At 70.2% G+C, this 17,394-nt stretch carries 17 protein-coding genes; 6 read left to right on the forward strand and 11 right to left on the reverse strand.

Annotation, left to right across the window (positions count from 1 at the left end):
• Positions 1-188 precede the first annotated feature (188 nt).
• Together Q0Q47_RS04950 and Q0Q47_RS04955 are read right to left on the reverse strand one after the other, a co-directional pair.
• On the reverse strand, positions 189-392 hold the full coding sequence (locus tag Q0Q47_RS04950; RefSeq protein ID WP_293855256.1) for a hypothetical protein: 204 nt from the start codon (positions 390-392) through the stop codon (positions 189-191).
• Between the two features lie 79 nt (positions 393-471).
• On the reverse strand, positions 472-948 hold the full coding sequence (locus Q0Q47_RS04955; RefSeq protein WP_293855259.1) for a DUF3833 family protein: 477 nt from the start codon (positions 946-948) through the stop codon (positions 472-474).
• On the opposite strand from Q0Q47_RS04955, the gene Q0Q47_RS04960 reads away from it, so the two are divergent.
• Entirely contained in the window at positions 923-1,408 is a 486-nt protein-coding gene (locus Q0Q47_RS04960; RefSeq protein ID WP_293855262.1) for a hypothetical protein, read from the forward strand. The two genes, Q0Q47_RS04955 and Q0Q47_RS04960, sit on opposite strands and share 26 nt — an antisense overlap.
• Positions 1,409-1,582: 174 nt before the next feature.
• Here Q0Q47_RS04960 and Q0Q47_RS04965 read toward each other — a convergent pair whose 3' ends face one another.
• The 3 genes from Q0Q47_RS04965 to Q0Q47_RS04975 form a co-directional block, all read right to left on the reverse strand.
• Positions 1,583-2,638, reverse strand: a complete 1,056-nt coding sequence (locus tag Q0Q47_RS04965) for a catalase family protein (protein WP_293855265.1) — start codon at positions 2,636-2,638, stop codon at positions 1,583-1,585.
• Between the two features lie 134 nt (positions 2,639-2,772).
• Positions 2,773-4,731, reverse strand: coding sequence for an acyltransferase family protein (locus Q0Q47_RS04970; protein ID WP_293855268.1), 1,959 nt, complete (start codon positions 4,729-4,731; stop codon positions 2,773-2,775).
• Positions 4,732-4,871: 140 nt separating this feature from the next.
• Positions 4,872-5,660: a cytochrome c gene (locus Q0Q47_RS04975; protein ID WP_293855271.1), complete on the reverse strand. Its 789-nt coding sequence runs from the start codon at positions 5,658-5,660 to the stop codon at positions 4,872-4,874.
• A 196-nt stretch (positions 5,661-5,856) separates the two neighbouring features.
• Here Q0Q47_RS04975 and Q0Q47_RS04980 point away from each other — a divergent pair, with 196 nt between their 5' ends.
• The 4 genes from Q0Q47_RS04980 to Q0Q47_RS04995 all read left to right on the forward strand — a co-directional run bounded on the left by Q0Q47_RS04980 (position 5,857) and on the right by Q0Q47_RS04995 (position 9,017).
• On the forward strand, positions 5,857-6,360 hold the full coding sequence (locus tag Q0Q47_RS04980) for a DUF2165 family protein (RefSeq protein ID WP_293855274.1): 504 nt from the start codon (positions 5,857-5,859) through the stop codon (positions 6,358-6,360).
• Between the two features lie 76 nt (positions 6,361-6,436).
• Complete coding sequence (locus Q0Q47_RS04985) at positions 6,437-7,720, forward strand: AAA family ATPase (RefSeq protein WP_293855277.1); 1,284 nt, start codon at positions 6,437-6,439, stop codon at positions 7,718-7,720.
• Between the two features lie 6 nt (positions 7,721-7,726).
• On the forward strand, positions 7,727-8,626 hold the full coding sequence (locus tag Q0Q47_RS04990) for a hypothetical protein (RefSeq protein ID WP_293855280.1): 900 nt from the start codon (positions 7,727-7,729) through the stop codon (positions 8,624-8,626).
• A gap of 61 nt (positions 8,627-8,687) precedes the next feature.
• Positions 8,688-9,017: a YciI family protein gene (locus tag Q0Q47_RS04995; protein ID WP_293855282.1), complete on the forward strand. Its 330-nt coding sequence runs from the start codon at positions 8,688-8,690 to the stop codon at positions 9,015-9,017.
• Positions 9,018-9,043: 26 nt separating this feature from the next.
• On the opposite strand, the gene Q0Q47_RS05000 is transcribed toward Q0Q47_RS04995, so the two are convergent.
• Positions 9,044-11,335, reverse strand: a complete 2,292-nt coding sequence (locus Q0Q47_RS05000; protein ID WP_293855285.1) for an FdhF/YdeP family oxidoreductase — start codon at positions 11,333-11,335, stop codon at positions 9,044-9,046.
• Between the two features lie 152 nt (positions 11,336-11,487).
• Between Q0Q47_RS05000 and Q0Q47_RS05005 the strand changes: the two genes are divergently transcribed.
• A complete protein-coding gene (locus tag Q0Q47_RS05005) occupies positions 11,488-12,342 on the forward strand; it encodes a c-type cytochrome (RefSeq protein WP_293855288.1) in 855 nt (284 codons plus the stop codon).
• Positions 12,343-12,357: 15 nt separating this feature from the next.
• Here Q0Q47_RS05005 and Q0Q47_RS05010 read toward each other — a convergent pair whose 3' ends face one another.
• The 5 genes from Q0Q47_RS05010 to Q0Q47_RS05030 all read right to left on the reverse strand — a co-directional run bounded on the left by Q0Q47_RS05010 (position 12,358) and on the right by Q0Q47_RS05030 (position 17,342).
• Complete coding sequence (locus Q0Q47_RS05010; RefSeq protein WP_293855291.1) at positions 12,358-13,092, reverse strand: ThuA domain-containing protein; 735 nt, start codon at positions 13,090-13,092, stop codon at positions 12,358-12,360.
• Positions 13,093-13,126: 34 nt separating this feature from the next.
• Positions 13,127-13,960, reverse strand: coding sequence for a carbohydrate ABC transporter permease (locus tag Q0Q47_RS05015; RefSeq protein ID WP_293855294.1), 834 nt, complete (start codon positions 13,958-13,960; stop codon positions 13,127-13,129).
• A 12-nt stretch (positions 13,961-13,972) separates the two neighbouring features.
• Positions 13,973-14,929 (reverse strand): carbohydrate ABC transporter permease, encoded by a 957-nt coding sequence (locus Q0Q47_RS05020; RefSeq protein WP_293855297.1) that lies wholly within the window; start codon positions 14,927-14,929, stop codon positions 13,973-13,975.
• A gap of 66 nt (positions 14,930-14,995) precedes the next feature.
• Complete coding sequence (locus Q0Q47_RS05025; RefSeq protein WP_293855300.1) at positions 14,996-16,252, reverse strand: ABC transporter substrate-binding protein; 1,257 nt, start codon at positions 16,250-16,252, stop codon at positions 14,996-14,998.
• 55 nt (positions 16,253-16,307) lie between these two features.
• Positions 16,308-17,342, reverse strand: coding sequence for a Gfo/Idh/MocA family oxidoreductase (locus Q0Q47_RS05030; protein ID WP_293855303.1), 1,035 nt, complete (start codon positions 17,340-17,342; stop codon positions 16,308-16,310).
• Positions 17,343-17,394 lie beyond the last annotated feature (52 nt).

The following is a 17,394-nucleotide window of genomic DNA, read 5'->3' on the forward strand; positions in this document are numbered from 1 at the left end:
CCAGCCACCACGCCGCTCATCCTGAGCCGCGACCCGAAGGCCGACAAGGCAAGGACGCAGCACAGGAGTTCCGCAGGCCGACTGCACCCTTCGGCTCGGCCGCAAGGCGGCCGGCTCAGGATGAGGGGCGTGGAGGCTGGAGACGGTGGGGTTCGCGGCTGAGGGCGCGGCTGCCCCCTGCCCTCGCCTCACCCGATGTTGCGGAAGGCGCTGCGGGTTTCCCACTGGGAGAACAGGGCGGAGCAGAGCTGCTTGCCCTCCTCCGTGCAGCGGCCATCCTGGTCGAGCCAGCCGCGGGACTGGGCCTGCTGGAGGGCTTCGGGGCCGAAGCCGGCTTGGGAAATGTAGTTCTCGAAGGCGAGGATCAGTTGCCTGACGGCGTCGTCGTTCATCGCGGTCCCCTCCGGTTACGACTTTCGTTCTACGCAGGGGCGGCGTGATTGGATCACGCCGGAGGGGCGCCCGCGCGGCTCAAAGCTTGCGGTAGGTCACGAACACCGTGGCGAAGGGCAGCCCGAGCCGGCCCGCCGAGCCTTTCACGCAGAAGCCGGTCTCGTCGATGCGGAAGAACCAGTCGTCGAAGTCCAGGCGCGAGGTTTCGCCGTCCTTGGCCGGGACGTCGCGGGTGTAGGTCCAGTGGAAGGCACAGCCGGCCGCCTCGCCCTTGGCGTGGCCGTCGAGGGTGGGTTCCTCGCCGCGGTAGCGGCCCTGGCCCTCGGGGTGGATCCGCCAGGCCAGCGTGTCGACCTGGCCGTCGTCGAAGGTCCAGGTCTCCGTGAAGCGGATCACGCCGCTCGCGGCGTCGTGCGTGCCCTGCGCGCGGATCGCGGCGCGGCGATCGAGGCCGCCGAGGGGTCCGGTGAGGATGGCCCAGCCCTGGAGCTCGCCGGTCAGCATCTCCTCCGGGCGGAAGATGGGGGTCGTGTCGGTGAAGTCGTCGATGGTCATCGGCAGGGCTCCCGGTTTCGACGGCAACGCCCCCTTCGGCCTGGCGTTCCTTGCCCATCGGCGCCGGGCGTTCAATGCTGCGTGTGGAGATACGGGACAGGCCATGAAGGTTGCAGAAGAGGACGTCGCCGGTACCAAGCGGACGGTCTGGATCGAAACGCCGGACGGAGGCGTCGCCGTGGTGACGGTGGACTCGGGCCGCGCCCCGAGCGAGGTCTGGGGTCGATCGGAATACGAGTTCAGGACCGACGTCGGCCGAGCCGCACTCGCAGCGCTCGTCGCCGCCCTCACGGGCGAGGAGAAACTTGGCCAGGAGAAATTTGGCGATGACCTGCAGGCCCTGGCGGCGATGCTGCTGGCGGCACGCTACCGCGACCGGACAGATGCCACCGACGACCTGCACACGTTCTGCCAACGGCATGGCATTGCGGCCGATTGGAGCACCTGGCACTCGGACTAGCGCATCGTCCCGTCCAGTGCGGCAAGTCGTGGGCCCGCCGCCAAGCCCGGGGATGACGCGCGCAGGGGTGGCGGCTCACGAGGAGGACGCTGGCGGGTGCCTGCGCCCTCCCCTCAGCGCGAGCGCTTGTCGAGCGTGTGCACGATCTCGACCCTTCCTCGGCTCGCGCCCCGGTCACGCCTCGTTCAGGCGGAACGCCGCCGAGCGAGGATAGGCGACGCGCCGCGAGCGGTTGACGGCACCGAGCGGCCGGTGGGCGGCGAGGCCCTGCCAGGGGCTGAAGGCCATGCCGTCGTCGACCGCGGCGGTAAGCGTGGGGCTCCACGCGTCCTGCGGGTCGGCCGTGATGCGGGCCACCGTGACGTGGGGGCTCTCGCTCTCCGGCCAGACGACCGACGCATCCTCGATCGGCATGGTATCCGGGTCGGTGCAGAGCTGCACGCGCAGGTCCCAGCCGCCACCATTCGCCTGGAACAGGGCGCTCATGGCGTGGCGCAGGCCATCGGGGTCGTCGCCCACCGCCACGTCGGTGCCGGAGAGAGCCGTCAGCGCGGGCGACGTGGGCGCCACCGAAACCTTGCCGACGAAGTCGCCCCACAGGAGCGGGGTCTGGCTGTGGTAGGTCTCGCCGGCGGGGTGGTGCTGGGGCTCGCCGCCCAGCGTCTTGAGCAGCGGGCTCTGGCCGCCGAAGGCCTCGACCGCCTTCTCGGCGACCCCGGCCACGGTGGACACGACCTCCTTCAGGCCCTCCACCCGGTCCGTCGTGGCGGCGAGCAGCTTCAGGTTGGCGAGGAAGGCGGCGGGGCTCGGCGCGGCGAAGGCGGGGCCGTTGACCAGCACGAAGTCCTGCACCGGGTCCTCGCTCTCCGGCAGGCGCGCGCCCGGCACCTTCAGCACCTTGATGGCCAGCCCGCGGGGCGTCGAAATGCGGTCGGGCAGGATGTCGCCGGGGACGGAGGAGAAGCGCATCACCACGCCAAAGCGGCCCGGCGTGGCGAAGAGCCCCTGGGCGTAGGCGGGCGGCAGTCCCGGCAACACCTCCAGGGTGCCCCGCACCACGGCATGGGCCTTGGCGTGGACGCTGCGCAGGCGGCGCCCCCCGTCGGCGAAGGTCTTGCGGCTGATGCCCACCATGGTCTCGGCGAGTTCGCCCGCCACCTTCGCTTCCTCCTGCGGGTCGATCTGCTCCATCGCAGGGTGGAAGGGCACGGGCGCGCGACGGTCGGTCATGGCGGATCCTTTGTTCCTGACGAGGCCGAACAACGCGGCGCCGGCGGGAACGTTGCCTGACCGGGCCTTGCCGCGAGGGCGGCTCGGCGGGGACATCGACAAGGACGAGGTGATCCAGGCCGCGGCGGCGGCCGTCAGCGCGCGGGGCGGCCTTCCGCCCAGAACTGCTGTTCGGCGAGCGCGGCCGCCAGACGCGGGGCAAGCGCCAGCGCGGCCTTCTCGGTGATGTGGCCGCGGTCGTGCCAGATGGGCGTGCCGTCGGCGAGCGCCTGCCCGCAGGCACGCTCGTCGCACAGCCCCGTGCGCAGCGGGGCGTAGAACAGGTTCGGTGCCGTGTGCGTCGCCAGGCGCGCGGCCTCGTCGAAGGGCCGGAAAGCCGCCTCGACCGCCGCCCGGTCGATGCTGCATCCGGGCTTGGTGGCGACCTGCCACGGCGCGTCGAGGCATTCGCGCGGGTCGAGCTTCGGCGGCGCGGTCCCGTCGAGGAGCAGCACGACGACGCCCCGGTCCGCCAGGCGCCGCGCGATGGCAGTGACGTTGGCGAGATAGGGCCCGGGGTTCGTGGCCCGGTCCTTCTCGAACAGGCGCTGGCCGATCGCGACCACGTCGCCTTCCCGCACATGGGCGGCGACGTAGTCGACGACCTCGGCGTTGTACTGCGCGCAGCGGGCCTGCGGCACCCGCGCCGCCTCCGCGGCCGGCAGCAGGGCGCATCCCCGCCCGACGGTCAGGTGGAGGACCTCCATGCCGCGGAACGCGCCCGCCACCGCCGGCGCGTAGTTGCGAGCGTGGCTGTCGCCGATCAGGAACACCGCCGCGCGCCCCTCCGAAGGCCGCGTGAGGCAGCGCCGGAGCGTCGCGGTCTCGAATGCGTCGATGTGGCAGGCATCCAGCGACCGGCCGGTCCGGAGATCCTTCCACCAGGTCCGCACGATATGCTGCGGATCGCCGGTCCCGACCAAGCGACCGAGATAGAGCCACCCGTCCAGGGGGCCGGCGACGACGAGCAGAAGGGAGGCGACGGCCGCGAGGCCCCCAGCCCCGTAGCCCAGGGTGCGTGCCCCCACCCGCGACCACGTGGCGTGACGCAGCGGCCGTTCGACGAACCGGTAGGAGGCGTGCGACAGCGCCAGCATAAGCGGCAGCAGCAGCAGCACCGACCACCCCTCGAGCCCGATGGTCCAGCGGGCGACCGAGATCACGCCCCAGTGCCACAGATAGAGCGAATAGGAGGTCTTGCCGAGATACTGGACCGGGGCCGCGGTGAGCGCGCGGTGCGCCAGCCCCCTGCCCTGCAGAGCGACGATCAGGCCGGCCGTGAGGGCGACCGCCGCGACGGTGGCCTCGACCGCGAAGCGCAGGGGGCAAAAAAAGCTCGCGAGCAGCAGAACCAGCAGCGGGGTGGCGGGCAGACCGCGCGCGGCTGCGGCCCGCTCACCGTCCCGCTGAGCCAGGCAGACGAGACTGCCGGCCGCGAGTTCCCAGGCGCGGGTCGGCATGAGGAAATAGGCCAGCGGCTTGTCGGTGTCGTAGAGGAGCACGAAGCACGCCAGCGACGCCGCGGCCACCATCACGAGCAGGGCGACGAAGGTCCGCATCCGGCCCCGGCCCGAGGCGAAGGTCCAGATGGCCAGCGGAAACAACAGGTAGAACTGCTCCTCCACGCCCAGCGACCACGTGTGAACAAAAGGATTGAGTTCAACCGACGCCGCGAAGTAGTCCGCAGCCTGGCGGATGAGGTAAAGGTTGGACAGGCCGAACAGCGCGGCGATCCCGGTGCGCAGCGACATGCGCGGAAAAGGGTCGAGCAGCGCGATGAAGGCCCCGGCCACGAGCACGAAGACCGCCAGCGCCGGAACCAGCCTCTTGACACGCCGGATATAGAAATCCAGCAGAAACTCGCGAAAATTCAGGAGCCGAACGCGAGGCAGCACGCTGGCCGTGATGACGTAGCCGGAGATGACGAAGAAGACGTCGACGCCGAGGTGGCCGCTCGGCAGGACGGACCGGTCAAGGTGATTGGCTATGACCGCCAGAACGGCCACGGCACGCAAGCCGTCGATCTCGGGCCGATATGCCTCCGCGCGAACCACTGCTCAAACCTAGTTAACCATTAGCTTAACGCTCAACCGCCCCAAATATGGGGCGCGTTCCGGAATGTAAAGACCGGTTGGTCATACGGTTTCGCAACCGTCTGGCCGGCTGCCTTGGTGAAGCATCCCTTGCATGCGGCTCAGCGGGCCATCGCCTGAAGGTAGGCCACGACCGCGTCGAGGTCCGCGTCCGAGAGCATGGACCGGTCGAAGCCCACCATCTGCTGCTGCGGCCAGGTCCGCACCGCCTTGGGATCCCTGATGAGCGCGCGCAGGCCCGCCTCCGTCAGGTAGGCCGCGGCCGGCATGGGGCGGCCGAGGTCGGGGCCGACATCCGCCGAGCCGCCTCCCTTCATCCGATGGCAGGGCATGCATTGCGCCACGAAGACGTCCTGTCCGTGCCGCGCCGCGGCGCCGACACCGGCCGCCACCGCGATCTGCGGCCAGCGATGCGCCGGGCTCTCCACCCCGACGATGGTGGCGACCTGCCAGGGCCACTGCTCCGAGGTGATGCCCGAGAGGGTCGGGTTCTGCCAGACGAGGTAGAACGGCCCCGCCGTGCCCGTGCCCTTGGGCAAGGGCTGCCAGGGCTTGGCGGGATCCTCCACGGCCATGTAGGCGACCGAGCCGCCCTGGGCGCCCTTGCGCACCAGCGCCATCGGGATCTGCGAGGTGAAGCCGTCGGAGGCCTGCACCTCCAGCGTGTCGACGTCGTCCGTCGGCAGCCCCTTCAGGAGCTGAAGCAGCGGGACCGCCCTGGCGGCCGGCGAGGTCTGCGGCACCGGCATCTCGATGGCGTCCGGGGAGGCCAGGAGCTCGGCCTGGGTCAGGACGCGCGTCTGCCCGCCGATGCGCAGGGTCAGGTCCGCGGCCGCGGCCGGACCGCAGAGCAGGAGCAGGGCGGCGAGCCAGCGGGCGGGGCGCAGCATGGGGATCCTCCGGAAGACGGGCCCCTGCCCTGCCTCTGAGCGGCCGACAAGGACAAGGAGCGCAGGACGGGGTGGCGATGGCGATGGCCTGGGTTCGGCTTGAGGCCATTGTCGCCGACCCGGCCCCCAGCACAAGCCCGGCCTTTGCGTGCCGTCGACGGCCGTGCTCATCTGTCGCGGTTCGGAGGGCTCCCCCATGGTTCTGCTGCGCCTGTGCAAGGCGGCGCTCGTCGCGGCCGTCGCGCTGTTCTTCACCCTCGTCGCCTTCGGCAACGTCACGGACTACGGGAGCAACTGGGAGTTCGTGCGCCACGTGCTCGCCATGGACACGATCTTCCCGAACTCGACCCTGACATGGCGCGCGATCACCAGCGTGCCGCTGCAGACGGCGGGCTATGTCGGCATCATCGCCACCGAAGCCGCCGCGGCCGCGGTGCTGTGGTTCGCCGCCGCCCGGATGATTGCGTCCCTGCGCGGCCCGACCTTCGAAGGCGCACTGACGATCGCGGTCGCGGGCCTGACGCTCGGCTTCCTGCTCTATGCCGTCGGCTTCGTCACCATCGGCGGCGAGTGGTTCGCGATGTGGCAGTCGAGCACCTGGAACGGACAGGCGAAGGCGTTCGAGTTCCTGTCGTGGATCGGCATCACCATGCTGATCGTGCTGATGCCCGAGCCCGCGGCGGCCCAGCCGGGGCGCTGAGGCCGCGCGCGAAAGTCTTGCAGCCAGGCCCTGCCCGTCTGGTATCCTGCGCCACCCGCGACGAGGACGAGACACCATGTATGTTCGCCACCTGGAGATACGGGACCTGCGCGCCTTCCGCAGCGCGGCGGTCGACCTGCTCTACCCGGGTCGCGAGCAGGACGCCGCGTTCGAGGAGGTGGTGCGCTGGCCGGTCCGCCTGCCCAACGTCAACGTCTTCCTCGGCAACAACGGCTCAGGCAAGAGCACGCTCCTGGATGCCGTAGCCCTGGCACTCATTTCACCGCTGGTGTCGTCATCCGGCTACCGACCCCAGTCGCTCATCCGGCGGGCCAGCCGCGGCAAGGTGGACACCGCCGAAATGGCGGTGGACCTCGTGCTGCACGAGCAGGACGGGCGGGCCGATGGGGACCTGGCCCGCTTGGCGGCCCGCGTCGAACGGCGCGGGGCGATCGAGTTCCTGAACCCCATGTCCTCCGTCATCCTGGATCGCTACTTCGAGGAGAAGGACTCTTCGTTCTTCTTCGTGGGCTACGGCGCGTCCCGGCGCGCCGAGGCGCTGTCGGCCAATGACCTCGCGACGCGCCGGCGCGCGCGGGCCGTGCGCTACGAACGGGTCTCGACCCTGTTCGAGGACCATCTCGCGCTGGTGCCCCTCAATGCCTGGCTGCCGGGCTGGGCGATCGAGAATCCGGGGCGGCACAAGCAGGTCGTCACGTTGCTGAACAAGCTGCTGCCGCCGGGCGTCACCTTCACCGGTGAGCTGGAGGCCGGAGAATATCTCTACAATTTCCGCAGCCTGGTCGTGCCGTACACGGCCTTGTCGGACGGATACCGGGCCTATCTGAGCTGGGTGGGGGACCTCCTCTACCACCTGTGCATGGGCGCGCCCTCGGGATCGAAGCTCGTCGACAGCCGCGGCGTGATCATGGTGGACGAGATTGACCTGCACATTCATCCGGCCTGGCAGCGCTCGATCATCCCGACGCTGTCGCGCACCTTGAAGAACATGCAGTTCATCTTCACCACCCACAGTCCCCTCGTGGTCAGCACGATCGAACGGGCCAACATCTACAATGTCGAGATGGGCCCCCGGGCCACGCCTAAGGTGAGCCGCCCGGCGCAGGAGACCTTCGGCCTGTCCGCCGACCAGATCCTGCGGTCGGACGTGTTCGGGTTGGACTCTACCCGCGACCCGGAGTTCGCCGAGAAGCTGCGGACCCTGTCCCGAGCCGCCGAACAGGGCGAGAGCGGAGCGGCGCTCGCCTTCCTGCGCAGCGCCTCGGCAGGCGGCGGCGAACCGCCGCCCGAGCCCTCGGCCGTGCCGGATTGGTTTCAGAAGTTCTCCGACCGCAGCTGAACGGCAATGATCAGGCACCAGCCCCCGCTCGCACGTGCCGACCTCGAGGCCCGGATCGACGCGCGGGCCCCGGCTTGGCGCGCCGAGGCGGCGAAGCGCACGGCCACGTTCCTAACGGCCGGCCGCTTCGCGGAGCCGAACGGCTCGATCTGGAGCGACATCAAGCCCGTCTACATGCAGCTCCAGTACAACAAGTGCATCTATTGCGAGCGCGTGCTGGGGGCAGAGCTCACGGGGAAGGCGGAACACGACGTCGAGCATTTTCGACCGAAGGGCCAGGTGAAGACCTGGCCGTACGCCAGCCGCAAGCCCAGCGTGAGCTACGATTTCCCGACGGGCACGCCCAACAAGACGGGCTACTACTGGCTCGCCTACGACATCGAGAACTATGCGTGCTCCTGCAAGGGGTGCAACTCGGACCGCAAGCGGGACTACTTCCCGATCCTCGGCCCTCGGGCGGCCGCGCCCACCGACATCGTGTCGCTGAACAAGGCGGAGCAGCCGCTGCTGTTGTTTCCCAGCGGCACGATCGGAGACGATCCGGCGCGCTTCATCACCTTCCTCGGCGTGGTCGCGCAGGTGCATCCGGCTGCCAAGGGCGTAGATCGCCTGCGGGCCCAGGTCACCATCGACTTCTTCAGCCTCAACGACCGCGAGGAGCTGCTGGCCGATCGGGCGCGCGTGATCCGCGAGCTCGCCTCGAAGATGCGACAGCTCCAGGACAAGGATCCCGCATGGAGAGCCGCCGCGCAGCAGGATCTCGAGCAAATCCTCTCCGATGCCAGCCCGCAGGCCGCCTGCGCGCGCGCCTATGCCGAGCTCGTCAAGACGGATGTCCAGAAGGCCTGGGAGATCTACCAGGACGTCCAGCGCTATCTCTCTCCGGGGCCGCGCCGACCGCGCTGAGCCCGGCAGGCGCCAACGATCCCGCCTCCCCCGCGTTGGTCCTCCCCAAGGAGGACACGACATGCCGAAGTTCGTCACCATCGGCTATGGCGACCGCGCCGGCTACGACCGCACCGCGCGCGAGGTCCTGGAGGCGGCTCATGCCGCGGATGCCGGCCTTAAGCAGCGCGGTGCCGTGATGGGGATCGCGCGCACGCCCGTGCAGGTGCGCAATCCCGACGGCGCGGGGGTTGCGGTGCAGGAGGGGCCGTTCCTGCGCTCGGCGCTGCCCGTCGCCGGCTTCGCCATCGTGGAGGCCGCGAGCCTGGAGGAGGCCGTCGCCCTGGTGTCCGGCGTTCCCTGCGCCGTGGCCCACGGCGTGGTCGAGGTCTGGCCGCTCGAGGAGACCTGAGGGCGGGGCCTCCTCGGCAGCGGCCCTCAGGCCGGGACGATCCGCACCGGCACCGACTTGTACGCCGGGGTCTTGGACTTCCAGTCGTGCAGCGAGAGCGGCACCAAGGGGTTGAGCTCGGGGTAGTAGCCGGCGACGCAGCCGTCCGGCAGGTCGAAGGGCACGACCTCGAGGTGGCCGACCTCGCGATGGGCGCCGTCCGGCGCGTCGCCGCGCAGGCCCACGCGCTGGCCTGCGGCGAGGCCGTGGCGGGCCATCTCGGCGGGGTTGATCAGCAGCACGTCGCGGCGGCCCTCGATTCCGCGCAGCCGGTCGGAGAAGCCGTAGATCGTCGTGTTGAACTGGTCGTTGCTGCGCAGCGTGATCAGCCGCATGCGGCCCTCCGCGGCGGGCCAGCCCGTGGCGCAGAGCACGGCGGGCGGGGTGAAGTGCGCCTTCCCGTCGTCGGTCTTCCAGACCCCGTCATGGGCGGCGTTGCCCCGGTAGAAGCCGCCGGGTGTGAACAGCCGGTCGTTGAAGTCGTGGAACTCGTCCGGATAGGTCCGGGCGATGTCCTCGCGGATCGTGCCGTAGTCGGCCACCCACCGGTCCCAGTCCACCTTGGGATTGGGCGGCAGGGTGGCCTTGGCGATGCCGGCCACGATGGCCGGCTCGGACAGGAGATGGTCGCTGGCCGGCGCATGCGTGGCGCGCGAGCCGTGGATGTTGCTCAGGCTGTCCTCGATGCTGACCACCTGCGGCCCGCCGGCCTGGATGTCCTCCTCGGACCGGCCGAGGCAGGGCAGCAGCCAAGCCTCCTCGCCGCACACCAGGTGGCTGCGGTTGAGCCTGGTGGCGATCTGGACGGTCAGGGCGAGGCGCGACCACGCCTCCTCGACCGCCGGGGCGTCCGGCACGGCCCGCAGGAGGTTGCCGCCGAGGCTCAGGACGGCGCGGATCTCGCCCGACAGGATGCCCTCGCAGGCCTCCACCGTCGTCACGCCCTTCTCGCGCGGCGGCTCGAAGCCGAACTGGCGGGCCAGCACGTCGAGGGGCACGAGCTCGGGCTTCTCGCTGATGCCGACCGTGCGCTGGCCCTGGACGTTGGAGTGGCCGCGCACGGGCGAGATGCCGGCTCCCTTGCGCCCGATGTTGCCCCGGAGCAGAAGCAGCGACACGAAGGCGGCGACGTTGTCGAAGCCCCGGGCGTGCTGGGTGAGCCCCATGCCGTAGATGCCGATGACGTTGCGCGCCTTGCGGTAGACCGCCGCCGCCTCCTCGATCGCGGCCCGCGCCAGGCCCGTCTCGGTCTCGATCTCCTCCCACGGGATCGCCTTCACGGCGCGCGCGAACTCCGGGAAGCCGGAGGTGTTGGCGGCGATGAAGTCGTGGTCGAGCACCTTGCCCGCGGTGCGGTCGTCCTCCTCCAGGAGGCACTTGGCGAGCCCGGTCAGCGCCGCGATGTCTCCGCCGGGGCGCACCTGGTGATACTGCGCCGAGATGCGGGTGGACGACCCGGTCAACATCTCCAGCGGGTTCTGCGGATTGATGAATTTCTCCAACCCCTTTTCCCGAACCGGGTTGAAGGTGACGATCGTCACGCCGCGGCGTACGCAGTCCTCCAGCGTGTGCAGGAAGCGCGGGCTGTTGGACCCGGTGTTCTGGCCGAAGAAGAAGATCGCGTCGCAGTGCTCGAAGTCGTCCAGCGTCACCGTGCCGACCGGCACGCCGATGAGGCTCTTGAGAGCGACCGAGGTGGTCTCGTGGCACATGTTCGAACTGTCGGGCAGGTTGTTGTGCCCGTAGAGCCTGGCGAAGAGCGCGTAGAGATAGGCGGTCTCCAGGCTGGCCCGGCCCGAGGTGTAGAACACGGTCGACTTGGGTTCGAGCGCCCGCAGCGCCCGGCCGATGCCGGCGAAGGCCTCCTCCCACGCGCAGGGCACGTAGCGGTCGCTCGACGGGTCGTAGCGCATGGGGTGGGTCAGGCGGCCCAGCTGCTCCAGGTCGTGGTCGTTCCAGGTGCGGAGCTCGGCCAGCGTGTGCCCGGCCAGGACCTCCGGCGTGCAGCGCCGGCTCGTCAGCTCCCACATCGTCGCCTTCGCGCCGTTCTCGCAGAACTCGAAGGGATGGGGATGGGCGGGCTTGGTCCAGGCGCAGGAGACGCACATGAACCCGCCGGCCTTGTTCTGGCGCATGAGGGTGCGGGTCACGGCCGGCCCGTCGGCCTCCTGCAGCAGGACCGCCGCCATGCCGCGGACGGATCCCCAGCCGCCCGCCGAGCCTTCGTACTCGACCGTCTTCTCGTCCGTGTGGGGGGCGTCGTCGTTGGCGGGGGCCATGGGGCTTCTCCTGCTCGGCAGCAACTCTCCTCAACGGCCGCCCGCACCCGCGCGTTCCGGGGAGCTTGGCCGCGAGAGCTTGGCCGCGGCTGCGAACTCCCGGGGCCGGCGCGGCGTTGTCGAGGCGGTGAGGCTGCGGGACGCATGGGCCGATGACGGGATCGACGCGCTGGGTCTGGACCTCTCTGGCCGTGGCGGCGGTCGCCCTGCCCGCGGCGGCGGCCGTCTTCACCTGGTCGGGGGTCTATGACGTCTCCGCCCTCAAGCCCCACACCCGGGGGGTGTTCTGGGTGCTCGGCGCCGCCCGCGCGGCCTCCATCGCCACGCACGCCAAGGACGTGTCCGTGCCGGCCGGGTTTCCGGCGACGCAGGACGGCGAGGCCGGACGCCGGCTCTACGAGACGCATTGCGCCGCGTGCCACGGCGCGCCGGGCCTGCCGCCCGGTCCCTTCGGCCTCGGCATGAACCCGACACCGCCCGCCCTGGCCGAGATGGCGCGCACGCTCAGGGCCGCGGAGATCTTCTGGGCGACGAGCAACGGCATCAAGATGACCGGGATGCCCGCCTGGGCCTACCGACTGAGCGAGGAGGACCGCTGGTCCATCACGGCCTTCGTGCTGGCCTCGTCGTCCGTGGTGCCCGGCGAGTATCGCGCGCGGCACGGCGAGGAGGGCGGCGGGCGGCGCCTTCCCCCGGCCGACGCCCCGAAGCCGGCCTGGATCGCCGAGGGCGCGGCCGACCGCGGCCGGGTTGCGATTGCGCAGCACGGCTGCCCGACATGCCACGTCATTCCGGGCATCGTCGGGTCCAGCACGGGCATCGCCACGCCGCTGAAGGGGATCGCGGCGCGCCAGTACCTGGGCGGGGTCGTGCCCAACACCCCGGAGACGATGGTGGCGTGGCTGCGCGATCCGCCGGCGATCAAGCCGGGGACCGCCATGCCGAACGTCGGGCTCGGCGAGTCCGACGCGCGCGACATCGCGGCCTACCTGTCGCGGCTCCAGTGAGCCGCGCGCGGGCGCTCAGCCGATCGGCTCGATCGGCGGGCGCATGAGGTTGGCCGGCGGGTTGCGGTCCTGCATCACCGGGGCCGCCCAGCGGATGCCGTTGGCGATGACGTGCTGGACGGTGTCGTTGTGGTAGGTCGGGAAGGTCTCGTGACCCGGGCGGAAGTAGAAGATGCGGCCGCGGCCGCGCACATAGGTGCAGCCGCTGCGGAACACCTCGCCGCCCTGGAACCAGCTCAGGAAGATCAGCTCGTCCGGCGTGGGGATCTCGAAGGGCTCGCCGTACATCTCCTCCTTCTCGAGCTCGAAGTAGCGGTCGAGGCCCTGGGCGATGGGATGCTCGGGGGTGACCACCCAGATCCGCTCCTTCTCGCCGTCCTCGCGCCAGTTCACGGTGCAGGCCGTGCCCGTGAGCGTCTTGAAGATCTTGGAGAAGTGGCCGGAGTGGAGCACCACCATGCCCATGCCCTGGAGCACGCGCGCGTGGACGCGGCGCACCACCTCGTCGGACACGTCGCCGTGCTTCTTGTGGCCCCACCAGACGAGCACGTCGGTCTTGTCGAGCACCTCCTGGGTGAGGCCGTGCTCGGGCTCCTCCAGCGTCGCGGTGCGGATGCTCTCGAAGCCGCGCTTGCGGAGCGCCGCCGCCAGCACCGCGTGGATGCCCTCGGGATAGTTGCGGGTGACGACGGGATTGTTCTTCTCGTGCCAGAACTCGTTCCAGATCGTCACGTTGATGGGCTTGCTCATCGATGCACCTGCCAGGCTGGGAAGGAAGAGGGTTTCACTTGATCGCGCCGGCCGTCAGGCCGCTGACGATGCGGCGCTGGAGGAGCACGAAGACGAGGATCACGGGGGTCACCACCACGCTGGCGAAGGCCATGGCGTTGCCCCAGTCGGAATAGTCGGCGCCGACGAAGCCGTAGAGGCCGACGGTGGCGGGCTGCAGCTCGTTCTTGTTGACCAGCGAGACGGGATAGACGAACTCGCCATAGGCCAGCAGGAAGACCAGCGTGCCCACCACGATGTAGCCGATGCGCGCCACAGGCAGCGTGATCCGCAGGAAGGCCGAGAGCCTGGTGCAGCCGTCGACGCGCGCCGCCTCCTCCAGCTCCACCGGGATCTGGGCGAAGGTGGTCCGCAGCATCACCACGGCGAAGGGCAGCGTCTTGGTGGTGGTGGCGAGCACCACGGCCGTCTGGGTGTTGATGAGGTCGATCTGCCTGAAGATCACGAACATGGGGGTCGCCAGGAGCGCCGGCGGCAGAACCTGCGACAGCATGATGCCCACGAGCACGGCATCCATCCAGAACGAGCGGACCCGCGACAGCGCATAGGCGGCGCCGGTGGCAAGGACGAGGCTCAGCGCCGTCACCGCCGAGGCGATGACGAGGCTGTTGCCCATGTAGCGGGCCATGTTCTCGCGCGTGAAGATCCAGGCATAGGCCGCGAAGGTCGGCGCGTGGGGCACCAGCGTCGGCGGGCTGGCGTTGAGTTCGAACGAGGGCTTCAGGCTCGAGGCGTACATCCAGTAGACCGGGAAGAGGTAGCACCCGGCGATGGCGAGCCCCAGCGCCGTCAGCATCCAGCGCTTGGGGGTGGAGAGAAGCTGGTCCACGGCGCGTCCTCCTCACAGGCTCTGTTCGGCGCGGACGCTGCGCAAATAGGCGACCGCGACCACGAAGACGACGGCGAGCATCAGGGTGGAGATCGCGGCGCCGCCGGAGAAGTCGAAGACCTCGAAGGACAGCTTGTAGGACCACACCGGGAAGATGTTGCTGCTGTCGACCGGGCCGCCGTGCGTCATCGTCCAGATCAGGTCGAAGGCGCGCATCGTGTAGATCGTGGACAGCGCCACCAGGGCATACAGCGTCGGGCGCAGCAGCGGCAGGGTCACCGAGAGGAAGCGACGGACCGGGCCGGCGCCGTCGATGGCCGCGGCCTCGTAGAGCTCGCGCGGGATGCCCGCGAGCCCCGCTGCGAGCAGGATCATGTTGAACGGCAGCCCGAACCAGACATTGGCCATGGTGACGGCGAGCAGCGACGTGGCGGGGTCGGACAGCCAGTAGACGGGCTTGGCGATGTGGCCGAGGCTGGCGAGCGCGTAGTTGAGGACGCCGTTGTCGGAGGCGAGCAGCCACTTCCACACGGCGCCGATCACCAGCGGCGGCAGGATCCAGCCGGCGAGCACCAGCCCGCGCAGGAAGCTCGCGCCCGGGAACCGCTGCTGGAAGAACAGCGCGACGGCGAGGCCCCCGGCGCATTGCAGGACCACGTTGAGGCCGACGAACAGGACAGTGTTGCGCAGGACCAGGGGGAACAGCGGATCGGCGAAGAGCCGGGTGTAGTTGTCGAACCCGACCCAGGGGCGCGAGAGGCTGCGCAGGTTGCCGACCGAGACCTCCTGGAGGCTCATGATGATGGTGTAGAGCACCGGATAGCCGACGAAGGCGATCAGGTAGAGCGCGGTCGCGGCCACCAGCACCGGCCAGATGGCGGTGGAGTCGGTGAAGCGGTCGAGGACACCGCGGCGCATGGCGGCGCGTGGACGGCCGGGTCTCGCAGCGGTGGCGTCGATGCTCGTCATGGCGCGGTGTCCGGGAGGGCGGGCGGCCGCGGTCCGGGGACCGCGGCCGTCATGCGGCGGCGTGGGTCAGAGCCCGTCGATGGGGTTCTTGTCGAGGAGCGGCTTGACCACGGCCTGGGCCTTCTCGAGGGCCGCGGCCGGCGTGGCCTGGCCCGTGAGGGCCGACTGGATTGCCGTCTGCACCGCCGCGGAGATCTGCGGCCAGGCCGGATGGGGCCCGCGCGCCTTGGCGAACTCCATCTGCCGCTTGAAGACCTCGTAGGCCTTGGGGTTCGACGGGTTGTCGATGGCGATGGAGGCGACCGGCGGCAGGCGCCCGCCGCTCCAGGCCTGCTTCATCTGCTCGGGCTCGGACATGAACTCGATGACCTTGAACGCGAGCTTGGGGTTCTTGGCGCCCTTGGGCACGCCCCAGACATAGCCGCCCAGCGCAGAGGCCTCGATGTTCTTGCCCTCGCGCACCGGCAGCACGGCGACGCGCCACTCGAACTTGGCGTCCTTGTCCATGCGCTGCAGCTCCCAAGGTCCGCTGACGACCATGGCCGAGCCGCCGCCGAGGAAGGCGCTGGTCATCTCGAACTGGCGCTTCACCAAAACGTCCTTGGAGGCCTGGCCGCTCTTCACCCAGTCGGCCCACAGCGCCAGGGCGGCGACGGAATCGGCCGAGGTGAGGTCGCGCAGGTTGCCGCCCGACTGCTGCAGGAAGGGCAGCCACTGGAACGTCCCCTCCTCCGACTGGATCGCCGAGAAGCCGATGCCGTAGACGTTCTTGGCGGGGTCGGTGAGCTTCTCGCTCGCGGCCTTCAGCTCGGCCCAGGTGCGCGGCGGCCTGTCGGGATCGAGCCCCTTCGCCCGGAACATGTCGGCGTTGTAGTAGAGGGCCAGCGTGTTGGCCTCGCCCGGCACGGCGAACTGCTTGCCGTTCCAGATCGTCGTGTTCCAGCTTCCGGGGAAGTAGCCGTCCTTCTTGATGACCTTGGAGGCCTTGACCATCTCGGTCAGGTCCTCGAGCGCGCCCTGGCTGGCGAAGCTCGCGACGACCGGGTTGTCGATGGTGATGAGGTCGGGCACGTCACCCGTGGCGATTCCCTTGATGAGCTGCTGCGAGAGCTGGCCGAAGGGGATGAACTTGTGGTCGAGCGGGTTGTCCGGGTTGAGCTTGTCCCACTTGGCGAGGTTGGCCAGCGCCGGTTCGGTGGCGTTGCCGAAGATGTGCCACATCGTGATCTTCTCGCCGGCGGCGGCGGAGCCGGCCGACAGGGCGGCCACGGCCACGGCACCCATGAGGCCCGCCAGGGCCTGACGCCTCGAACTGCCTTGCATCGTCTTCTCCTCCCTCGTTGTCCGCGGCGCCCGCCGCGGTGTTTGAACCGTCGTGTCAGGCGCCTGCGGGCGCGATCTCCACGCGCCGGCGCTCCCGCGCGCTCTCGATGGCGGCAAACACCATCGCGAGGCTGCGGACGTTGTGCTGGCCGGCCGTCTCCGGCGGCACGCCGCTACGCACGGCGGCGACGAAGTCACGCATGACGCCCTCGTGCCCGCCGATGCGCAGGGCCGGATCCGCCGGGGGCACGTCGATCGGCACGCCGTCGCGCAGCACGCCCTGCGCCGTCGTCCCCTCGCGCTCGGCGGCGAAGCGGTCGTGCCCGTCCCAGGTCAGCGTCCCGGCCGAGCCGACGATGCGCCAGGCGCTCTCCCAGCTCGTGCGGAGCCCCTGGGCGCACCAGCTGCCGCGGTAGGTGTAGGTGGCGCCGCTGTCGAACTCGAAGATCGCGTAGGCGCTCGCCCCGTGCGCGTACCAGGAGCCCTTCGGGTTCTCCTCGTGGCAGTAGACGGCGACCGGCTCGCCGCCGACCACGTAGCGGGCGGCATCGAAGGTGTGGATCGCCATGTCGAGCAGCAGGACGTTGCGCATCTCCTCGCGGAAGCCGCCGAAGCGGGGCGCGAGGAAGAAGTCGGTATGGACGCTGGTGACCTCGCCGATGCCCCCGCCCGCGACGGCGGTGCGCAGGCGGCGGATGCCGTCGATGTAGCGGCGGTTCTGGACGACCGCGTGGATGACGCCGGCGGCGCGGGCCGCGGCGATCATCTCCCGGGCACGGTCGAGCGAGTCGGCCATCGGCTTCTCGCTCAGGACGTGGCAGCCGGCGCGGAAGGCCTGCATCACCACACCGAAGCGGGCCTCGGGCACGACGACGTCGAACACCACGTCGGGCCGTACGGTGGCCAGCGCCTGGGTCAGATCGGATCCGGTCCAGGCCTCCGCGAGCCCGAATTCCGCGGCCCTCTCCCGGGCGCGGGCGGGATCGATGTCGAGGAGGCCTGCGACGGTCAGGCCGTCGATGCGGGCGGCGGCGTCGAGCCAGCGGCGGCTCATGGCTCCGCACCCCACGAGGAGAGCCCTCATGCCCATGCATTTCCTCCGTACTCGGCGCTTTGGCGCGCCGTAAACGTTTACGACGTTG

It is taken from the genome of uncultured Alsobacter sp. (genome assembly GCF_945952055.1).
GTDB lineage: Bacteria > Pseudomonadota > Alphaproteobacteria > Rhizobiales > Beijerinckiaceae > Alsobacter.